The organism is Variovorax sp. DXTD-1 (assembly GCF_003984625.1).
Classification (GTDB): Bacteria; Pseudomonadota; Gammaproteobacteria; order Burkholderiales; family Burkholderiaceae_C; genus Variovorax.
Window position 1 is genome coordinate 145955 of sequence record NZ_RWKH01000010.1, and the last position, 15542, is coordinate 161496.

The 15542-nt window shown below is 64.6% G+C and carries 17 protein-coding genes and 3 pseudogenes; 7 read left to right on the plus strand and 13 right to left on the minus strand.

The annotated features are described in order from the left end of the window. Positions 1-32 precede the first annotated feature (32 nt). On the plus strand, positions 33-1010 hold the full coding sequence (locus EJI00_RS11805; protein ID WP_126747673.1) for a threonine dehydratase: 978 nt from the start codon (positions 33-35) through the stop codon (positions 1008-1010). 328 nt (positions 1011-1338) lie between these two features. On the opposite strand, the gene EJI00_RS11810 is transcribed toward EJI00_RS11805, so the two are convergent. Beyond that, complete coding sequence (locus tag EJI00_RS11810) at positions 1339-2166, minus strand: creatininase family protein (RefSeq protein WP_126747675.1); 828 nt, start codon at positions 2164-2166, stop codon at positions 1339-1341. A 90-nt stretch (positions 2167-2256) separates the two neighbouring features. On the opposite strand from EJI00_RS11810, the gene EJI00_RS11815 reads away from it, so the two are divergent. Beyond that, positions 2257-3054, plus strand: coding sequence for an SDR family oxidoreductase (locus EJI00_RS11815; protein WP_126747677.1), 798 nt, complete (start codon positions 2257-2259; stop codon positions 3052-3054). Here EJI00_RS11815 and EJI00_RS11820 read toward each other — a convergent pair. Further along, positions 3051-3962, minus strand: coding sequence for a LysR family transcriptional regulator (locus tag EJI00_RS11820; protein WP_126747679.1), 912 nt, complete (start codon positions 3960-3962; stop codon positions 3051-3053). The genes EJI00_RS11815 and EJI00_RS11820 overlap by 4 nt on opposite strands. Positions 3963-4048: 86 nt before the next feature. On the opposite strand from EJI00_RS11820, the pseudogene EJI00_RS11825 reads away from it, so the two are divergent. Then, positions 4049-4546: pseudogene (locus EJI00_RS11825) on the plus strand (alcohol dehydrogenase catalytic domain-containing protein); the annotation flags it as partial. On the opposite strand, the gene EJI00_RS11830 reads toward EJI00_RS11825, so the two are convergent. After that, the gene (locus tag EJI00_RS11830) at positions 4542-5156 is read right to left on the minus strand and encodes a recombinase family protein (protein ID WP_126747680.1); all 615 of its coding nucleotides are present in this window, start codon (positions 5154-5156) and stop codon (positions 4542-4544) included. The pseudogene EJI00_RS11825 and the gene EJI00_RS11830 sit on opposite strands and share 5 nt — an antisense overlap. A 145-nt stretch (positions 5157-5301) precedes the next feature. Here EJI00_RS11830 and EJI00_RS11835 point away from each other — a divergent pair, with 145 nt between their 5' ends. After that, the gene (locus EJI00_RS11835; RefSeq protein ID WP_126747682.1) at positions 5302-5499 is read left to right on the plus strand and encodes a hypothetical protein; all 198 of its coding nucleotides are present in this window, start codon (positions 5302-5304) and stop codon (positions 5497-5499) included. On the opposite strand, the gene EJI00_RS11840 is transcribed toward EJI00_RS11835, so the two are convergent. The 9 genes from EJI00_RS11840 to EJI00_RS11880 all read right to left on the minus strand — a co-directional run bounded on the left by EJI00_RS11840 (position 5496) and on the right by EJI00_RS11880 (position 11492). Further along, positions 5496-6446, minus strand: coding sequence for a hypothetical protein (locus EJI00_RS11840; RefSeq protein ID WP_126747684.1), 951 nt, complete (start codon positions 6444-6446; stop codon positions 5496-5498). The two genes, EJI00_RS11835 and EJI00_RS11840, sit on opposite strands and share 4 nt — an antisense overlap. Positions 6447-6514: 68 nt before the next feature. Continuing rightward, positions 6515-6757, minus strand: a complete 243-nt coding sequence (locus EJI00_RS11845) for a hypothetical protein (protein WP_126747686.1) — start codon at positions 6755-6757, stop codon at positions 6515-6517. A 216-nt stretch (positions 6758-6973) separates the two neighbouring features. Further along, positions 6974-8167 (minus strand): zonular occludens toxin domain-containing protein, encoded by a 1194-nt coding sequence (locus EJI00_RS11850; RefSeq protein WP_126747688.1) that lies wholly within the window; start codon positions 8165-8167, stop codon positions 6974-6976. Continuing rightward, positions 8167-8466, minus strand: a complete 300-nt coding sequence (locus EJI00_RS11855) for a DUF2523 domain-containing protein (RefSeq protein ID WP_126747689.1) — start codon at positions 8464-8466, stop codon at positions 8167-8169. The genes EJI00_RS11850 and EJI00_RS11855 overlap by 1 nt, the downstream gene beginning before the upstream one ends. A gap of 2 nt (positions 8467-8468) precedes the next feature. Further along, entirely contained in the window at positions 8469-9983 is a 1515-nt protein-coding gene (locus EJI00_RS11860; protein ID WP_126747691.1) for a hypothetical protein, read from the minus strand. A 123-nt stretch (positions 9984-10106) separates the two neighbouring features. Then, positions 10107-10310, minus strand: coding sequence for a major capsid protein (locus EJI00_RS11865; RefSeq protein ID WP_126747693.1), 204 nt, complete (start codon positions 10308-10310; stop codon positions 10107-10109). Positions 10311-10321: 11 nt separating this feature from the next. Beyond that, positions 10322-10522, minus strand: a complete 201-nt coding sequence (locus EJI00_RS11870) for a hypothetical protein (protein ID WP_126747694.1) — start codon at positions 10520-10522, stop codon at positions 10322-10324. 93 nt (positions 10523-10615) lie between these two features. Further along, positions 10616-10999, minus strand: coding sequence for a hypothetical protein (locus tag EJI00_RS11875; protein WP_126747696.1), 384 nt, complete (start codon positions 10997-10999; stop codon positions 10616-10618). Positions 11000-11165: 166 nt separating this feature from the next. Beyond that, positions 11166-11492 (minus strand): hypothetical protein, encoded by a 327-nt coding sequence (locus EJI00_RS11880; protein ID WP_126747698.1) that lies wholly within the window; start codon positions 11490-11492, stop codon positions 11166-11168. An 866-nt stretch (positions 11493-12358) separates the two neighbouring features. On the opposite strand from EJI00_RS11880, the pseudogene EJI00_RS11885 reads away from it, so the two are divergent. Together EJI00_RS11885 and EJI00_RS11890 are read left to right on the plus strand one after the other, a co-directional pair. Continuing rightward, positions 12359-12892, plus strand: a pseudogene (locus tag EJI00_RS11885) (zinc-binding dehydrogenase); the annotation flags it as partial. Positions 12893-12906: 14 nt separating this feature from the next. After that, entirely contained in the window at positions 12907-13491 is a 585-nt protein-coding gene (locus tag EJI00_RS11890) for a GNAT family N-acetyltransferase (RefSeq protein WP_126747700.1), read from the plus strand. A gap of 19 nt (positions 13492-13510) precedes the next feature. Here the strand turns inward: EJI00_RS11890 and EJI00_RS11895 are convergent, their stop codons facing one another. After that, positions 13511-14875, minus strand: coding sequence for a PQQ-dependent sugar dehydrogenase (locus tag EJI00_RS11895; protein WP_126747702.1), 1365 nt, complete (start codon positions 14873-14875; stop codon positions 13511-13513). A gap of 139 nt (positions 14876-15014) precedes the next feature. On the opposite strand from EJI00_RS11895, the pseudogene EJI00_RS11900 reads away from it, so the two are divergent. After that, a pseudogene (locus EJI00_RS11900) lies at positions 15015-15511 on the plus strand (alanine--tRNA ligase-related protein). Positions 15512-15542 lie beyond the last annotated feature (31 nt).

The following is a 15542-nucleotide window of genomic DNA, read 5'->3' on the forward strand; positions in this document are numbered from 1 at the left end:
CAAGAAGAAAACTCAAGAAGCAAAGGCCGCTCGTGAGATTCACCCGCGAAGAAATCGAAGCCGCGCAGCGCACCGTCGGCGCCGCCATGCCGCCCACGCCGCAGTATGCATGGCCGCTGCTCGCGCAACGCCTCGGCGCCACGGTGTGGGCCAAGCATGAAAACCACACGCCGGCCGGCGCCTTCAAGATTCGCGGCGGGCTGACGTACTTCGAAACCCTGGCGCGCGAGCAGCCAGGCGTGCGCCATGCCATCAGCGCCACGCGCGGAAACCACGGCCAGTCAGTAGGCTTTGCCGCCCGACGCCACGGGCTCGCAGCCACCATCGTGGTGCCGCACGGCAACTCGCTCGAGAAGAACGCCGCAATGCGCGCGCTGGGCGTGCAGCTGGTTGAGCATGGCGATGACTTTCAGGCAGCGGCGGAGCATGCCGCCATGCTTGCCGAGCGAGACGGCATGCATCGGGTCCCATCGTTCCACCGAGAACTGGTGCGTGGCGTGTCGACGGCGTATGTCGAATTTTTCAGCGCACTGAAGAGCGCCCCGCCCGACGTGCTCTTCGTGCCGATTGGCCTCGGCTCGGGCTTTGCCGCGGCGGCCGCGGCGCGGGCCCATTGCGGCGTGTCGACCAGGCTCGTCGGCGTGGTCTCAGCCCATGCCACGGCCTACCGCGACTCCTTCCGTGCGGGGCAGCCGGTCGAATCCCCGGCCAGCACTCGGCTCGCCGACGGCATGGCCTGCCGCACGCCGGTACCCGAGTCGGTGGAGGTGATCCTGCGCGAGGCCGACGACGTGATCACCGTCACCGACGACGAGGTTGCCGAGGCCATGCGCATTCTCATCAGCGACACGCACAACGTCGCCGAAGGTGCGGGCGCTGCGGCGCTCGCGGGGGCGTTGCAGCAGCAGGAGCGCTGGCGTGGCAAGACGGTCGGCATCAGCGTGAGCGGCGGCAATGTCGATTCGGAGATGTTCGCGGGGGTTCTGGGGCGGGGTGGCGCGAAGGCCTAGGGGTGCGGTTTTAGGTTGCGTCTGTGCGAGCGCTGTTGTTCAGGGTGCGTGCACAGGCCACCGGGTACTCCCCTCCGCGAATGTCCCCCGCCCTTCGGGCTCCTCCTTTATTTCGCTGCGCGGAGCACCCGATGCCCTGTGCACTGGGGCACGCTGCCGGTGTACCGCTGATCAACGACCGCTCTGGATCACGCACACGTCGATGGGGTGCCTTGCGCAGCGAAATAAAGGAGGAGGCCGCAGGCCGGGGGACATTCGCGGAGAAAGGTACCCCGTCGGCGGGTGCGCCGCCCTGAACAAGGCAGCCAGACAAGCGAACCAATGACGACTAAGGCAACGGCCCCGTATTGGCCGTATCCAACGGCAGCCGAGACACCTCAGCCAACAACAACGCGAGCTGCTCCGCAGCCGCATCGACAACAGCCTGCCCACGCGCAGCAGTAGCCGCGGCCGCATTGCCTGCCGCGCCTTGCGGGTTGTAGTCCTCCATGGCCCAGCCGAGCTTCGCGCTCTTGCCGTTGCCGAGAATCGCGTAGTCCGCCGCGCGCTGCTCGGAGGTGGAGCGGAAGTTCTTCGCCTCGGCCATGCGCACCTGCTGCGGCGCAAGCGCCAGCATCATCGATGTTTCGATATCGCCGGCATGCACGCCAAAGCGATGCTCGCCGGCACCGAACTGCGCGCCCGCATCGCCCAGCGGCAGGTTGAACCAGCTCACGCTGTAGACGATGAGCCCGTGCTCCGCGCGCAGTTCGCGGGCAACGATGTCCATTGCGCCCACGTGCCCGCCGTGCGCGTTGAAGAGCACCAGCTTCTTCACGCCGGCCCGCGCCACGCCGGCGCCGATTTCCTTCCACATGCGGATCACGGTTTCGGCCGAAAGCGTGAGCGTGCCTGCAAAGCGCGCGTGCTCAGGGCTCAGGCCGATCTGCTGGGTGGGCAAGAACAGCACCGGCAGGTCGGCCGGCAGCCGCGGCAGCAACGCGGCAACGATGCCGTCGGCCAGCACGGTGTCCACGCCCAAGGGCAGGTGCGGCCCGTGTTGCTCGGTCGCGCCGAGCGGCAGCACTGCCACGGTGGCTGCCACATCGAGCGCGGCAAAGTCGCGCGTCGTCAGTTGAGACCAGTAGCGGGGCAGGGATACCGAGGATTCGTTCATCCGCCGATCTTAGAGCGGTGATTCAATCCACGCGACCCCGCGCCGCGGCCTCTTTCTTTCTAATTCACGATTCAAGTCAAGGACTCTCACATGGATCTCCAGCTCCAGGACCGGCACGTTCTCATCACCGGCGGCAGCAAGGGCATCGGCCTGGCCTGCGCGCTGGGCTTCTTGCGCGAGGGCGCGCGCGTGAGCCTTGTCTCGCGCGATCTGCAGAACCTGGAGCAGGGCCGCAAGACGCTGGTCGAGGCGTTTGCGCAGGCCGAGGGCCGGGTCTCGGTGCACGCCGCCGACCTCAAGGATTCGGCCGGCGCCGTGGCCGCGCTCGACGCCGCCGAACAGGCTTTCGGCCCGGTCGACGTGCTGGTGAATTCCGCCGGCGCCGCGCGCCGCACGCCGCCCGACGAGCTGAACGCCGCCGCCTGGCACGACGCCATGGACGCCAAGTACTTCACCTACATCCACATGATCGACCCGGTGGTCAAGCGCATGGGTCAGCGCGGGAGCGGCGCCATCGTCAACGTGATCGGCCAGGGCGGCAAGGTGGCGAGCCCCGTTCACATGGCGGGCGGCGCGGCCAATGCGGCGCTCATGCTGGTGAGTGCCGGCATGGCGTCGGCCTATGCGGCGAAGGGCGTGCGGGTGAACGCGGTGAACCCCGGCCTCACGCTCACCGAGCGGCTGCAGGAAGGCATGAAGGCGGATGCCAAGCTGCAAGGCATCGGCAGCGACGAGGCGCTGCAGCGCGCCAAGGCCAGGCTGCCGCTCGGGCGCATTGCAGCGCCTGAAGAAATTGCGAATGCGGTCGTGTTCCTGGCATCGCCGAAGGCGAGCTACATCACCGGCGCCATCGTGGCGATGGACGGCGCCGTCACGCCGATGATCTAGCCGGGCATCGGTGCCAGCGCGTCGAACTTGGCGGCCAGAAAATCCACCAGCGCCCGCACGCGCGCCGGCACAAAGCGCCCGCTCGGCAGCAGTGCGTGCAGCGGATAGGGCTCGGTCTCCCACTCGGGCAGCAGGCGCACCAGCGTGCCCTTGCGCAGGTCGTCCCGCACGTCGAGCGCCGACTTCAGCACGATGCCCCGCCCCGCTACGGCCCACTCGCGCGCGAGCGAGGCGTCGTCCACGCTGCGGTCGCCCTTCACGCGCACTTCGGTCCATTGGCCGTTCTGCGCAAAACGCCAGGTGCGGTGGCGGCGCCCGCCGCGGTCGAAGGTCAGGCAGTTGTGGTGCACCAGGTCTTGCGGCGTCTTGGGCGCGGCATGGCGGCGCAGGTAGCCGGGCGATGCGGTGAGCAGCGGGTTGGTGAGCGCAAAGGGCCGTGCCACCAACCGTGAATCGGCCAGCGCACCGTAGCGCAGCGCCAGGTCGACCTCGTCGCGGGTCACGTCGAGCAGCCGGTCCCCGACCGAAAGCGACAGCTGCACGCCCGGGTGCAGCGCCAGGAACTCGTCGAACCAGGGCAGCAGCGTGCTGCGCGTGAGGTCCGAGGGGGCCGCCACGCGCAAGGTGCCGACCAACTCGCCGCGGTCCGCAGTGACCAGCGATTCGCCTTCGTCCAGCAGCTCGAAGGCGCGAACGGCGTAGTCGAGCAGCGTCTGGCCTTGCGACGTCAGGCGCATGGCGCGGGTCGACCGCTCGAACAAGCGGGCGCCGAGTTGTATTTCCAGCCGCTTGAGCGTTGCGCTGGCGGCGGCAGGCGTCATGCCCAGCGCATGGGCGGCCGCCGTCAGGGTGCCGCCGCGCGCGGTCTGCACCAGCACCTGCAGGTCCGAGATATTTTCAATTTTCATTTGAAGGTGTTGCTTCAGCTGGCAGTCTTATCAATTTTCATTTGCCATCCTACAGTCGAGCCATCGTTCAAGAAAGGTCCTTCGACATGAAAGCCATCGGTTACTACCAGTCCCTCCCCGTCGACAACCCCGAGTCGCTGCAGGACATCGAATTGCCCACGCCCGCGGTCGGTCCGCGCGACCTGCTGGTGCGTGTGAAAGCCATCTCCGTCAACCCGGTCGACACCAAGGTGCGCAAGAACATGGCGCCCGAAGCCGGCCAGGCCAAGGTGCTGGGCTGGGACGCCGCGGGCACGGTCGAGGCCATCGGCACCGGGGTGAAGAACTTCAAGGTCGGCGACCGCGTGTACTACGCCGGCTCGATCGTCCGACCCGGCACCAATTCGGAACTGCATGCGGTCGACGAGCGCATCGTGGCCCTCGCGCCCAAGAGCCTTGACGATGCGCAGGCTGCCGCACTGCCGCTGACCACCATCACCGCCTACGAGTTGCTGTTCGACCGTCTCAAGGTGCCGAAGGGCGGCGGCGCGGGGCAGACGCTGCTGGTTACCGGCGGCGCGGGCGGCGTCGGTTCGATCCTTATTCATCCGACGCCGAAAGATAGGCACCTAGCACCGGCAATCGCTTCCGATCCTGACGTGGCCCACGAGGATTAAGATAGTTCGACACCGTCGACCTCGACACCCCAAATCCCTCACCGAGTTGCTGCATCGTGAACAGCCCGGTATCCCAGAGCTTCAAAAGCTCACTGACCTCACGAACAGCAAGCGCAGGCTTCCGACCTCCCCAACGGACCCCCCGCCGCATCGCTGCTACCTGCCCTGCAACTGATCGCTCACGGATCAAGGACCGCTCAAACTGCGCCAGCGCACCGAGCACAGAGAGAACAAATTCCCCGAGAGGGGTTGACGTATCAATGGGCTCTGTCAACGACCGAAAGCCTGCACCTCGCGCCTTAACACGGTCAACCACGTCCCACAGTTGCTTCATGCTGCGAGCAAGCCGGTCAAGCTTCCACACCACAAGCACGTCTCCCGGCTGAAGAGTAGCGAGCACCCGGTGCAACTCAGGCCGAGGACCGACGCCCGACCCTTTCTCCTGATAGATGCGGGTCACCCCTGCCGCCCTGAGCGCATCCCTCTGCAAACGCGTTTCCTGATCCGTCGTCGAAACCCTCGCATAGCCAATCAGCATCCCGACTCGCCCCCTGTATGAAATCGACCATCAATATGTAACCGATGCTTCAAAATCTTGCAGCGATACTGGACGAAAAACAGGCCAAACATGTAACGAAAGAGGAGTGGGAATGGATAGGCAACTACGTCAGCTAGAGAACGCCATGGCTCAGGCCATGCTGTTCGAAATCATCATCAGCAGCATCGTTATCACGCTGCTCTTCATGGCGCTCTACTACGCGATCCGCGCAGGCATCCGCGACGGCATCCGAGACGCACAGCAAGGCCAGCGAGCAGGAAGAGAACCAGCACGAGAGCGCGCAGCAACAACAGCACACCTGCCCGACTTCCGCGCCGACTAGTGCACGAGGGGCGGAGGTTGCCCCGCCTCTTTGCAAAACCACAGCCGATCATTGAAGCGCCCAGGGCGAAGAGCAAGCACCGAATCCCGCTCCCTGTAGTCGTAGACCAGCCCAATGAGATCGGCAAAGGAGCAATCAACAACGACCGTCTCAATCTCGACCTTTGGCGCACCGATGCTGCGGCTGAAGCGGTTCTCACCCGAGGGCACATCCTCGTAATCCTTGAGGATGTATTTCGAGACGTAGGCGGCCATGCGGGCCAAGCTCATATGCCCACGGCGAGGCCTGCCAAATCGATCCTTGCCACCCACGAAGCACAGGCCGTTGTCATCACCAATGATGGACCGCCAAATGCGCGTACCAAGCTCAAAGCTCTTAATCGGTACACCGCCATAGAGAACGTGCCTCGAGAGTCTGTGACAGGCTAGGTGAACGTGCATCGATCCGCGTTCCTGCCGCTCGAATGCTGCGACGTATCGGAACTCCCCACCGAGCGCACGCTTCATGCGACGAACCCATTCCTTGAAGTGCTTTTTGCACAGCGCACGGTCAGGCTGACTACGCCGGTATGTGAGTGTCATCAATTCATTGAAGCGCTCGGCAATGATGCCTCTGCGCGCAGTCGTTTTGGAGCGCGAGGCCGACTTGCGAAGCACCTGGGCATCGCGCTCAGCCTGTTCCTCAGCATCGGCGATCTTTCGCTTGGCAGCTAGCTCAACCTCGCGGCTGTCCAAACGCGACGAAGTCGGAAGCACACCGTATTCCAAGCCCTCGCCGGGCACCCAGCCGTCCTGTTTGAACCCGTGATCGTAGACGACCTCCCAGCCGACATACGGCACGGCGCTGCGCTCCATGACGCCATTGCATTCCCACGTGCGGATAACCCACTTGTCGGGGATAACTTCCCCGCGTAGCAGAAGCCCATTAACATATCGCTCCATTGGCATGGTGTTCTCCTAAGTTCTCGATGCCGATCCGACCCGGAACGTTGACGCGTTGCCGGGTCTTTTTTTGGTCAACGTTTGTCAACCACCTGATTCAATGACCTGGGCGATGAACCACTTGCCGCCGGATCTGCCGGCAGTTGATTCAACTCCTCGAGCAGACGAACGCCCTCCTCGATGAGCCACGCCGCCGTGCGATCACGAGACCAAGGACGACCGTAATTCCACGAGCGGCCAGAGCGTCCCTTGAACTCCGCAATGGCATCGATGCGGCGAAAAAGATCATCAGAAACTGCGACAGAGAAGCGGCGCATTTGTGTGGTGTTCCAAAGTGTTCTAAGAACAAGTTAGGCCGCGCTGCGCGCGGCCTCGGCCCGCACTGCGTGCTGGTCCTTCGGCCACTTCCGCGCGTGCCCCATCGCGTCCACGACCACACACGGCCACGCCCTGCGACGTGCCTACGGCCCGCACGCGATCCACCGGCCATGGCTGCACGCCATGGAACATCCGCTTAGCAGTAGGAGCGCGCTTCATTGGCCTGCGGTCTGAAACGACCACTTGGACCCCGGCTGGACGCGGGGTTGCTGGGCCGGGGACGCTACGACCTCCGTAGGCGCGCCGGGCGCCTTGCCACCGCTGTCGATCAGCGTGATGCCCGAAGGCGCAGGAAAGACCGTTTCCGGGGCATGGCGGGGGGTATCGACGCGCGGCGTGTCCCGGCGCTCACCTTCCACCGCGAACGCATAAAAGGCACCGTGTCGCACCAAGCCCTCACACATGGCCTGATCGACCGGATACGGCGTGGCGTCCTGCGTGAAGCACTTGCAACCCTTCGACGGCATCGAAATGCACGCCGCAGCCACGGGCACGCGCTTTGGTTCCGTCAGCTTGTCATAGGCCGGTGCTGTATGCATCAAGCCCGCGATGCGAGGGCGATACGCGGACACGTATTCCAGGGTGGTCTGCGGCCGCGTGCTGGACTGACCCGAGCCCGCGACCGCTCCACCGGCCACCGGCCCCGCGGCTACTGTGACAGGCGCCTTACCGCCCGTACGGTCCCAAAGCAACTTGCCGGCAAGCCAGAACATGGCGAGGGCCACAGGCACACCGAGAACAACCATCCAGAACTGACGCGGAATCTTGCGCTTGCCAGTGTGAAGCTCGGCGCTCTCATACCAGTCGTAGACCTCCTTCGGCTGGCCCCGCATATCGACCTGGGCAGTCTTGCCCGCGCCGTCTTTCTCACAGGTGTTGTTGACCGCCGACCACTGGAGCACGCTGGTCATGTTGGACGCACCGAACGCACGCTTCAGATGCTGGTGCCAACCGGGCGAGCCGATGAGCTTGGTCACGAAGCTATCGATGTTGCTGGGGTGCTGCGTGAGCAGGTAGAAATCGAAGCCGCGTGCACGATGCTCGGCGAGCCTGCTGACCGACTGCGGCACCGCAGAGCCATTGGGCCGCTTCGGCAGGTAGTTGTGGCATTCATCGCCGAGGAAAATCGTGCCATCGGGTTGCGCCCACCAATCTTTGAACTCGCAAGTCGTCCAACCGAACTGCTTCATCACGGACGGCTTGATTTTCACGTACTGCCGTGTCGGGTCTTCGGCATCGCCGACGATTACGCAGACCGGACGAAGCTCGGCAAGCTGCTTGTCGCGCACGTCCTTGAGGGTGAAGAGGGACTTGCAGGAGCCATTGGCACCGGTACGGAGGTAGAGCATTACTTCACTACCCAACGCTTCACGATGTCGCTCGTGATGCCCTGCATGACAGCACGTGCAACGATCGCACTCGTGATGATGCTGATGCACACGCCCACCTTCATATGCGACAGCAACGCGACGTACTCACCACCCATGCCCTGTAGTGCGGAGACGGCCTGCGACTTCAACCACGCAAGGCTCGCATTGGCCCCGGTGAAGGTCACCACGCCGATACCCAAGCGCAACAGCACCTGCCCGGCGATGCTGCCCGAAACCCAGAGAAGACCGCGCAGCAATAGCGCAATGATGGCCGGCATGACTACCCCCTAGTGACGATGCGCGCCGCAAGCAACAGAGACACGGCGACGAGGATTTGCCCGAGGACCGCAAGCGGATCACAGAGCACGTTGAAGGGCAGCGCGACCGAGTAGCCGCGCACCACCACTGTCTTGTTCAGATTGCAACCGCCACCGCCGAGCGCATCGCTCGTATCGAAGTTGCCCGGCCCGATGCTCACGGTGCTGTTGTTCGGGTTGTCCTTCATGGCGTTATCCGTCTTCTGTCCTTCGGCAGTAACCCACGTCGATGGCTCAGTGTCGGTGCGCATCACCTCGCAATTGCGCTTGTGCTGTTCCTCGGCCATGGCGTTCAACACCGCGTCATCGCTTACTGCTTTGAAGCCGCTTGCGCACGATCCACCGAAGCTCGTGTCAGCGCCATCGCCACCGCATTGCTTGTCCTTCGGATTCTTTTCGCAGAACCCGGACTGCGACCCCGTCGACGCACTGGTCGCCGTGCCTGTACACGTCGTGCGACTCTCACCGTTGACCGTCGTCGTCCCCGAGGTCTGACCCGCAGGGCAGGTGCCATTACCCGGCGCATTGATCGTGGTGGTGGTGTTGTTCGTCGTCGTCGTGCACTGCCCGTTCTTGCACTCAGTGCGACCCGTCGTCGTGCTCGTGGTAGAGCTACCGTCGCTGTTGTTCGTCGTCGTGGTTCCGCTGCCCGGCGCGGGAGTGCTTGTGCCAGTGTCGGGCCCGACTGGCGCACAGATACGCGTGCCGTTGACCGTGCCCGGCGCCTGACCTGCAGGACAACGCGCCGGTGCAGGTTGCCCGGGCACAGGCACCTTGTCAGGATTCACCGGATCAGCTACCGGCGCAGGGGAGGGACTCTCCGCCGTCTCACCATTCCCCGTACACGCAGACGATCTAGCGCCGCTCATGTAGGCAATGCCGCGACACGTCCAACCGGTCTGCCCAGGCACCTGAGAGGTGTAGTCACACACCGCCACGGTCTGGCACGTCGCGTTCCCACCAGCCCCGCCGAGACAGGCCCAATTAGCTGCCTTCGTCGTAGACGCCCATTCAATCTCCCCAACAATCGCACCTTTCAACGCGAAACAAGAATCAGGCGGAGCCTCGCACGCTGTATGCGCAGCGTTCTCGACGTAAGGGCTCGTGCACTGACACCCACCCGTGACCGCTGTGCTGTTCGCAGGACACACACCAGCAACGGTATAGCCATTGGCCAAAGAGTTAGCCAACACCGCTGAATTCGAATTCTGGGTGAGAGTCTGATAGCAGGCCCCGTTAAAAATCTTCGACGCGGTATAGGCGTTAGCCGGATCGCCGCCACCGGCCACGTACGCACCTTGCGTCTTCGGCACCAACGCCGCACACGCCTCATCGATAGTCACACCCGTCGCCTCAACATAACGACCAAACAACGTCAGATCGACATGCCACCCCGTTTGCGTAGGGATCACCGCGTGCGCCGAGAACGAAAAAGCCGCCAAGACGACGGCAATGATCAGGCGGTAAAGATGAGCCATAGCGCCGGAAGAATTGCGATGAGGATGAAGATTCCCATGGTGCCTGCCCTGTGCGAAGCAGCCGGTGCGGCTGCTTTGAACAAGGCACCTGCAGGCGTCCCCGCAGATGCGCTCAGCGGGGGATCAGCTCAGGGCCGAACGCACCCACTTGAAGGCCTTCACAGCGCCGTAGATCAGCAGCACGGCCACACCGATCAGGCCCACGGGCGCGGCTTGTGCGCCGATGTCGGTAACGACAGCAGCGACGTCCACAGCAGCAGCGTTTGCGCCACCGACGAGGGCCAGCGAACCAGCGGCAACGAGGCCGCGAATGACGTTTGCGTTCATTTCAGTTTTTCCTACTCAGGTTGATTTCCATCAGAAGTACTGAGCGTCTTCAGGACCATTCGCACGGCCCATCCAACGACCCAGACCGCGCCGATGGCGAGCGCGATTTGTGCGCCTTCCTCCAGCGTGAGCTGGAGCGGAGGCAAAGAGAGTTCGTGCACCACGGTGACGGTGCACGCAGATGCGCAATCGATGACGGTGGGATCAGCCATAGAAGGCCTTGACGACACCGACCACCGCGACTGCGGCGAGTGCGCCGAGCTTCCAGACGAAGCTACGGCCAAAGGTTCGGATGAGCCAGCGCATCACTTCCAGCCTTTCGCCACATCCCCCGAACGGTCCGCTTGAGCCTGTGAGTAACGCTCACGCGCCTCATCACCCCACGACTCATCGAACGCACGCCCCATGTAGCCGGCGTCATATGCGCTCACGGCCGCGTTCTCGGCATATGCCGCCGATTGCCCGTGCCCCATCGCGGCCAGCGACTCAGCATGCTCACGTGCACGCGTCATACGCCCCGCAGCAGACAAGGGAACACCGCCACCACCGCCCAAGCTCAGCATCTCGCGCAGTACCTTGAAGGCACTGATCGCACCCCAGATGCCGAGGCACGCCACACCGACGAGCGAGACAGCCTGGATGTTCTCCAGAACGAAATCAGCGACAGGCGAGATATCGATAGCGGCCATGGCGACTCCTACAAACGGTTGAGCGAGGGAACCTTGCTGTGATCGCGACGGCGGGCGCGTTCGATGCGCTCTCGACGCGCAGCACGCTCACCAGCGGCCCAAATGAACCCACAGAGGCCCATACCGACCAGGAAGCCAGCGAGCAGCAAGGCGAGCGCGGCGGGCATTACGCGGCCTTCTGTGCGACGGGTTGCGGCATGCGGCCTTGTGCGGGCACAAAGCCGGTGAGGATCGACACAATGTCGCCCTTCTGGTCGCCGAAGTCGGCCACGCGCAGGGAGAAGGTTGCGGCGTAGAGGCCAACCTTCACTTGGTCGCGAAGCTCAGGAACGATCTGATCGCTACGCAGCGTGCCGACCGTGACCACCCCGCCCTTGTCGTCACGCAGCACGCAGCGTGCGGCGAAGTGGGTGTAGGTGTTGCCGGTGCGCTTGCTTTTGCGCTCCTCGTTTTCGACGGCGAGGACTTCAATGATGGAACTGAATTGAGACATGAGAGGCTCCTAAAAACCGCTGTTTGCGGCGGGTTGCGGCGACGTGCCAGCGTTGCGCCCGATGCACCCCAGCCGAAGCCTTCCGTGGGTGAGCGGGATAGCCCTCACAGGGCGCAACGCTGGCACGTCAGAACAACCAGCGTTGCAGCCAGAACTCGCGGCTGCGGATGAGGGACCAACGTTGAGCGGGGGTCACGACGCACACCCGACAACACGCCAGAAATACCGACCGTCTTCATCCCGAAACGGCTCGACAAGCCCTCGCGTGACAAGAGAAGCCATCGTCCCGGTAGTAACGCGAGCACCACGGTAAGCACGCCGACTCGCACCAGCCGGGCCAACCAAACGAAGCCAGTCATAGGCCCACTGCTGAGTGCCACTAAGACGCACGTGAGAGGTGTCCACCCCCACCCCGGGCTCAGCAGGAGCCGCCAAGCTCAGAACCGAGCCGTTAGCCGAAGCAGGTGGGGGAGGACAGACGAGACGTTGCGCGTGCGCAGCGAAAGAGACTTGAGACAGGGACATTGGCGGCTCCTAATTTCACAGGGTGTGAAACTAATGTAGTTGCGACTTTCACACCCTGTCAACAACTTTTTTCACACCCCGTGAGAAACTTCGCCTATGCCGCACACCATCGAACTACTCAATCGAGCCTTGACCGCCCGCAAAGCGTCTCACCTCGCACGAGCCCTGAACATCCATCCCTCAGCGCTCACCAACGCCGCCAAGCGTGGTCGGCTCAGCCCAACACTCGCAGGATCAATCGCCCATGAGCTAGGTGAAGACGAACGCGACTGGATAGCAATTGCTGGCCTAGAGGCCGAGCCCGCAGGCCCACTGCGCGACACGCTGATCAACCGACTCTCGGCGCGCGTTCGATCCTGATCCAGCTCGCGCGCCAGCTCACGCAACTGCGGGTGGTGGCCACGGCTTCGCGCGCCGAGACGCGGGCGTGGTGCCTAGCGCTGGGCGCGCACGCGGTCATCGATCATTCGAAGCCGCTCGCGGCCGAGCTCAAGGCCGCGGGCATCGGCGAGGTCGACATGGTCGCAAGCCTCACGCAGACGGGCCAGCACTACGCGCAGATCATCGAAAGCCTCAAGCCCCAGGGCCAGCTGGCGGTGATCGACGACTTGCCGACGCTCGACGCGATGCCGCTCAAGACCAAGTGCATCTCGCTGCACTGGGAAATGATGTTCACGCGTTCGCGCTTCGAAACGCCGGACATCGCCGAGCAAGGCGCGCTGCTGGCCGAAGTGGCCGCATTGGTCGACGCGGGCCGCATCCGCACCACGGCAAACGCGAGCTTCGGCACCATCAACGCGGCCAACCTCCGCAAGGCGCATGCGCTGATCGAAAGCGGCACCGCGCAGGGCAAGGTGGTGCTCGCGGGGTTCTGAGCACAATCGGCTGCATGGCCGACAAAATCACCCAGCTCCAGCCCCTGATCGAGTTCGAAACCCCGCGCCTTCGGCTGCGGCAGTGGCGCGAGAGCGATCTCGCGCCCTTTGCCGCGCTCGCGGCCGACCCGGAAGTCATGGCGTTTCTGCTGCCGCTCCCCACGCGGGACGACAGCGATGCAATGGCCGAACGCCTGAAGGCGCGCATCGATGAGAACGGCTGGGGCTTCTGGGCCGTCGAACACAAGGATTCCGGCGAATTTGCAGGCTTCACGGGCCTGAACGTGCCGCTGGCCACGCTGCCCTTTTCACCCTGCGTGGAAATCGGCTGGCGCTTCGCCAGAAAGTGGTGGGGCCAGGGGCTCGCAAGCGAGGCTGCGCGCGGCGCACTTCAAGTCGGATTCGAACGGCTCGGCTTCGACGAAATCGTGGCGTTCACCGCCGCCGGCAACCTACGATCGGCCGCCGTGATGGAACGCATCGGCATGCATGAAGACGTGGCAGGCGCCTTCGACCACCCGGCCGTGCCCGAGGGGCACCCGCTGCGCCGGCATCGGCTCTACCGCATCGGCCGCCCTCCGCAACAACAACGCCGATAAGCGCGAAAGGCGCCCGCCGCTATTTCGCAGCCGACACGCGCCAGACCACGTTGCCCACGTCGTCGGCCACCAGCAGCGCGCCGCTCTTGTCGAGCGCCACGCCCACGGGCCGGCCCTGCGCCTTCTCGTCGGCCGAGAGAAAGCTGGTCAGTACATCGACCGGGGGGCCACTGGGCTTGCCGCCGGTGAAGGGCACGAACACCACCTTGTAGCCCGACTTCGGCTTGCGGTTCCACGAGCCGTGCTCGCCGATGAAGGCGCCGCTCGCAAATTGCGGCGGCATGCCCCGGCCGTCCGAAAAGACGAGGCCGAGCGGCGCGACGTGGGAGCCCAGGGCGTAGTCGGGCGCAATGGCCTTGGCGACCATCTGCGGGTTCGGCGGCGTGACGCGCGCATCTACATGGTTGCCGAAATAGCTCCAGGGCCAGCCGTAGAAGGCGCCATCCTTCACCGAGGTGAGATAGTCGGGCACCAGGTCGCTGCCGATCTCGTCGCGCTCGTTGACCACGGTCCAGAGCTCCTTGGTCTCGGGGTGCCAGGCCAAGCCGTTCGGGTTGCGCAAGCCGCTCGCAAACAGGCGCTTCTCGCCGCTCTTCACGTCCACCTCCCAGATGGCGGCACGCCCCTCTTCGGCGGCCAGCCCGTTCTCGCCGATGTTGCTGTTGGAGCCCACGGTCACGTAGAGCTTGGTGCCCTCCGCATTGGCGATCACGTTCTTGGTCCAGTGGTGGTTGATGCCCGCGGGCAGCGGCGTCACCACCGTGGGCGCTGCGCTCGCCGAGGTCTGGCCTTCGGTGTAGGGCACCTTGACGAGCGCATCGGCGTTGGCAATGAAAAGCTCGTTGCCGACCAGCGCCATGCCGAACGGCGAGCTCAGGTTCGACAGGAACACCTGCTTCACCTCGGCGGCGCCGTCTCCGTCGGCATCGCGCAGCAGCGTGATGCGGTTGGGGCTGGGCACGCCGGCACCGGCGCGGCTCATGACCTTGTCCATGACCCATTTGCGGATCTTGCCCATGGGGCCGCTGTTGCTGTCGGCGCCTTCCGGCTTGGGCGGCTTGTTGCTTTCGGCCACCAGCACGTCGCCGTTGGGCAGGGTGTACACCCATCGCGGATGGTCCAGCCCGCGTGCCAGCGCCTGCACGCGCAAGCCGGTGGCGGGCTTCGGGGCGGCGGCATCGGCCCAGCCGACGGCGGGGGCTACGTTGACGGTGGGAATCAGCGTCTTGTTGGGCTCAGCCAGCTGCGGGCGCGGCCCGACGGTGGCTTCGGGCGCCAGCTTGGCGGTTTCGCCGCAGCCGGCCAGCGCCAGCGCGGCGGCCGCCGCTGCGGTCACAGTGGCCTTGGAGGCCAGCGAGGAAACGGCGATGTCAGGAACCTTCATTCGCTCTCCTTGGTTGTTGCGTGCGGCAACCAGGCCGCATCCAGACAAATCATGCGGACGGCGCCTGCATGGACTGTCGGTCATGGGCGCTTTTTGGCGTGGGCGCACCTCATTCACGCATCGCCGCTACCATCGCCACATGACCGACGACCTGTTCCGCGCCGACGCGTACCTGCGCGCCTGCGAAGCCCGCATCCTGCGCATCGACGACACCGGCATCGTGCTGGACCGCACCGTGTTCTACCCCCTGGGCGGCGGACAGGCCGGCGACACAGGCGTGCTGGCGCTGGCCGACGGCCGCGAAGTGGTCATCGCCGATACCCGCAAGGCCAAGGATGAAGACGGCCAGCCCACCAGTGACTTCGTTCATGTGCCGGCGCCCGGGCAAGCCGAACTGCTGGCCGCGCTGAGGCCGGGCGGCACCGTGACGGCGCGCTTGGACTGGGAGCGCCGCCATCGGCTGATGCGCTTTCATACCGCGAGCCATCTGCTGTGCCACCCGAGGCGCAGATCGACTTTCAGCCTTGCGGCGGCACGCATGTTGCAAACACTGCCGAGATTGGCGCGGTGATGGTCACCAAGATCGAGAAAAAGAGCGCCAACAGCCGCCGCGTGGTGCTGGGCTGGGCCGCTTGAGCGCCCCAGACCGCCCTACCGCCTGGAACTT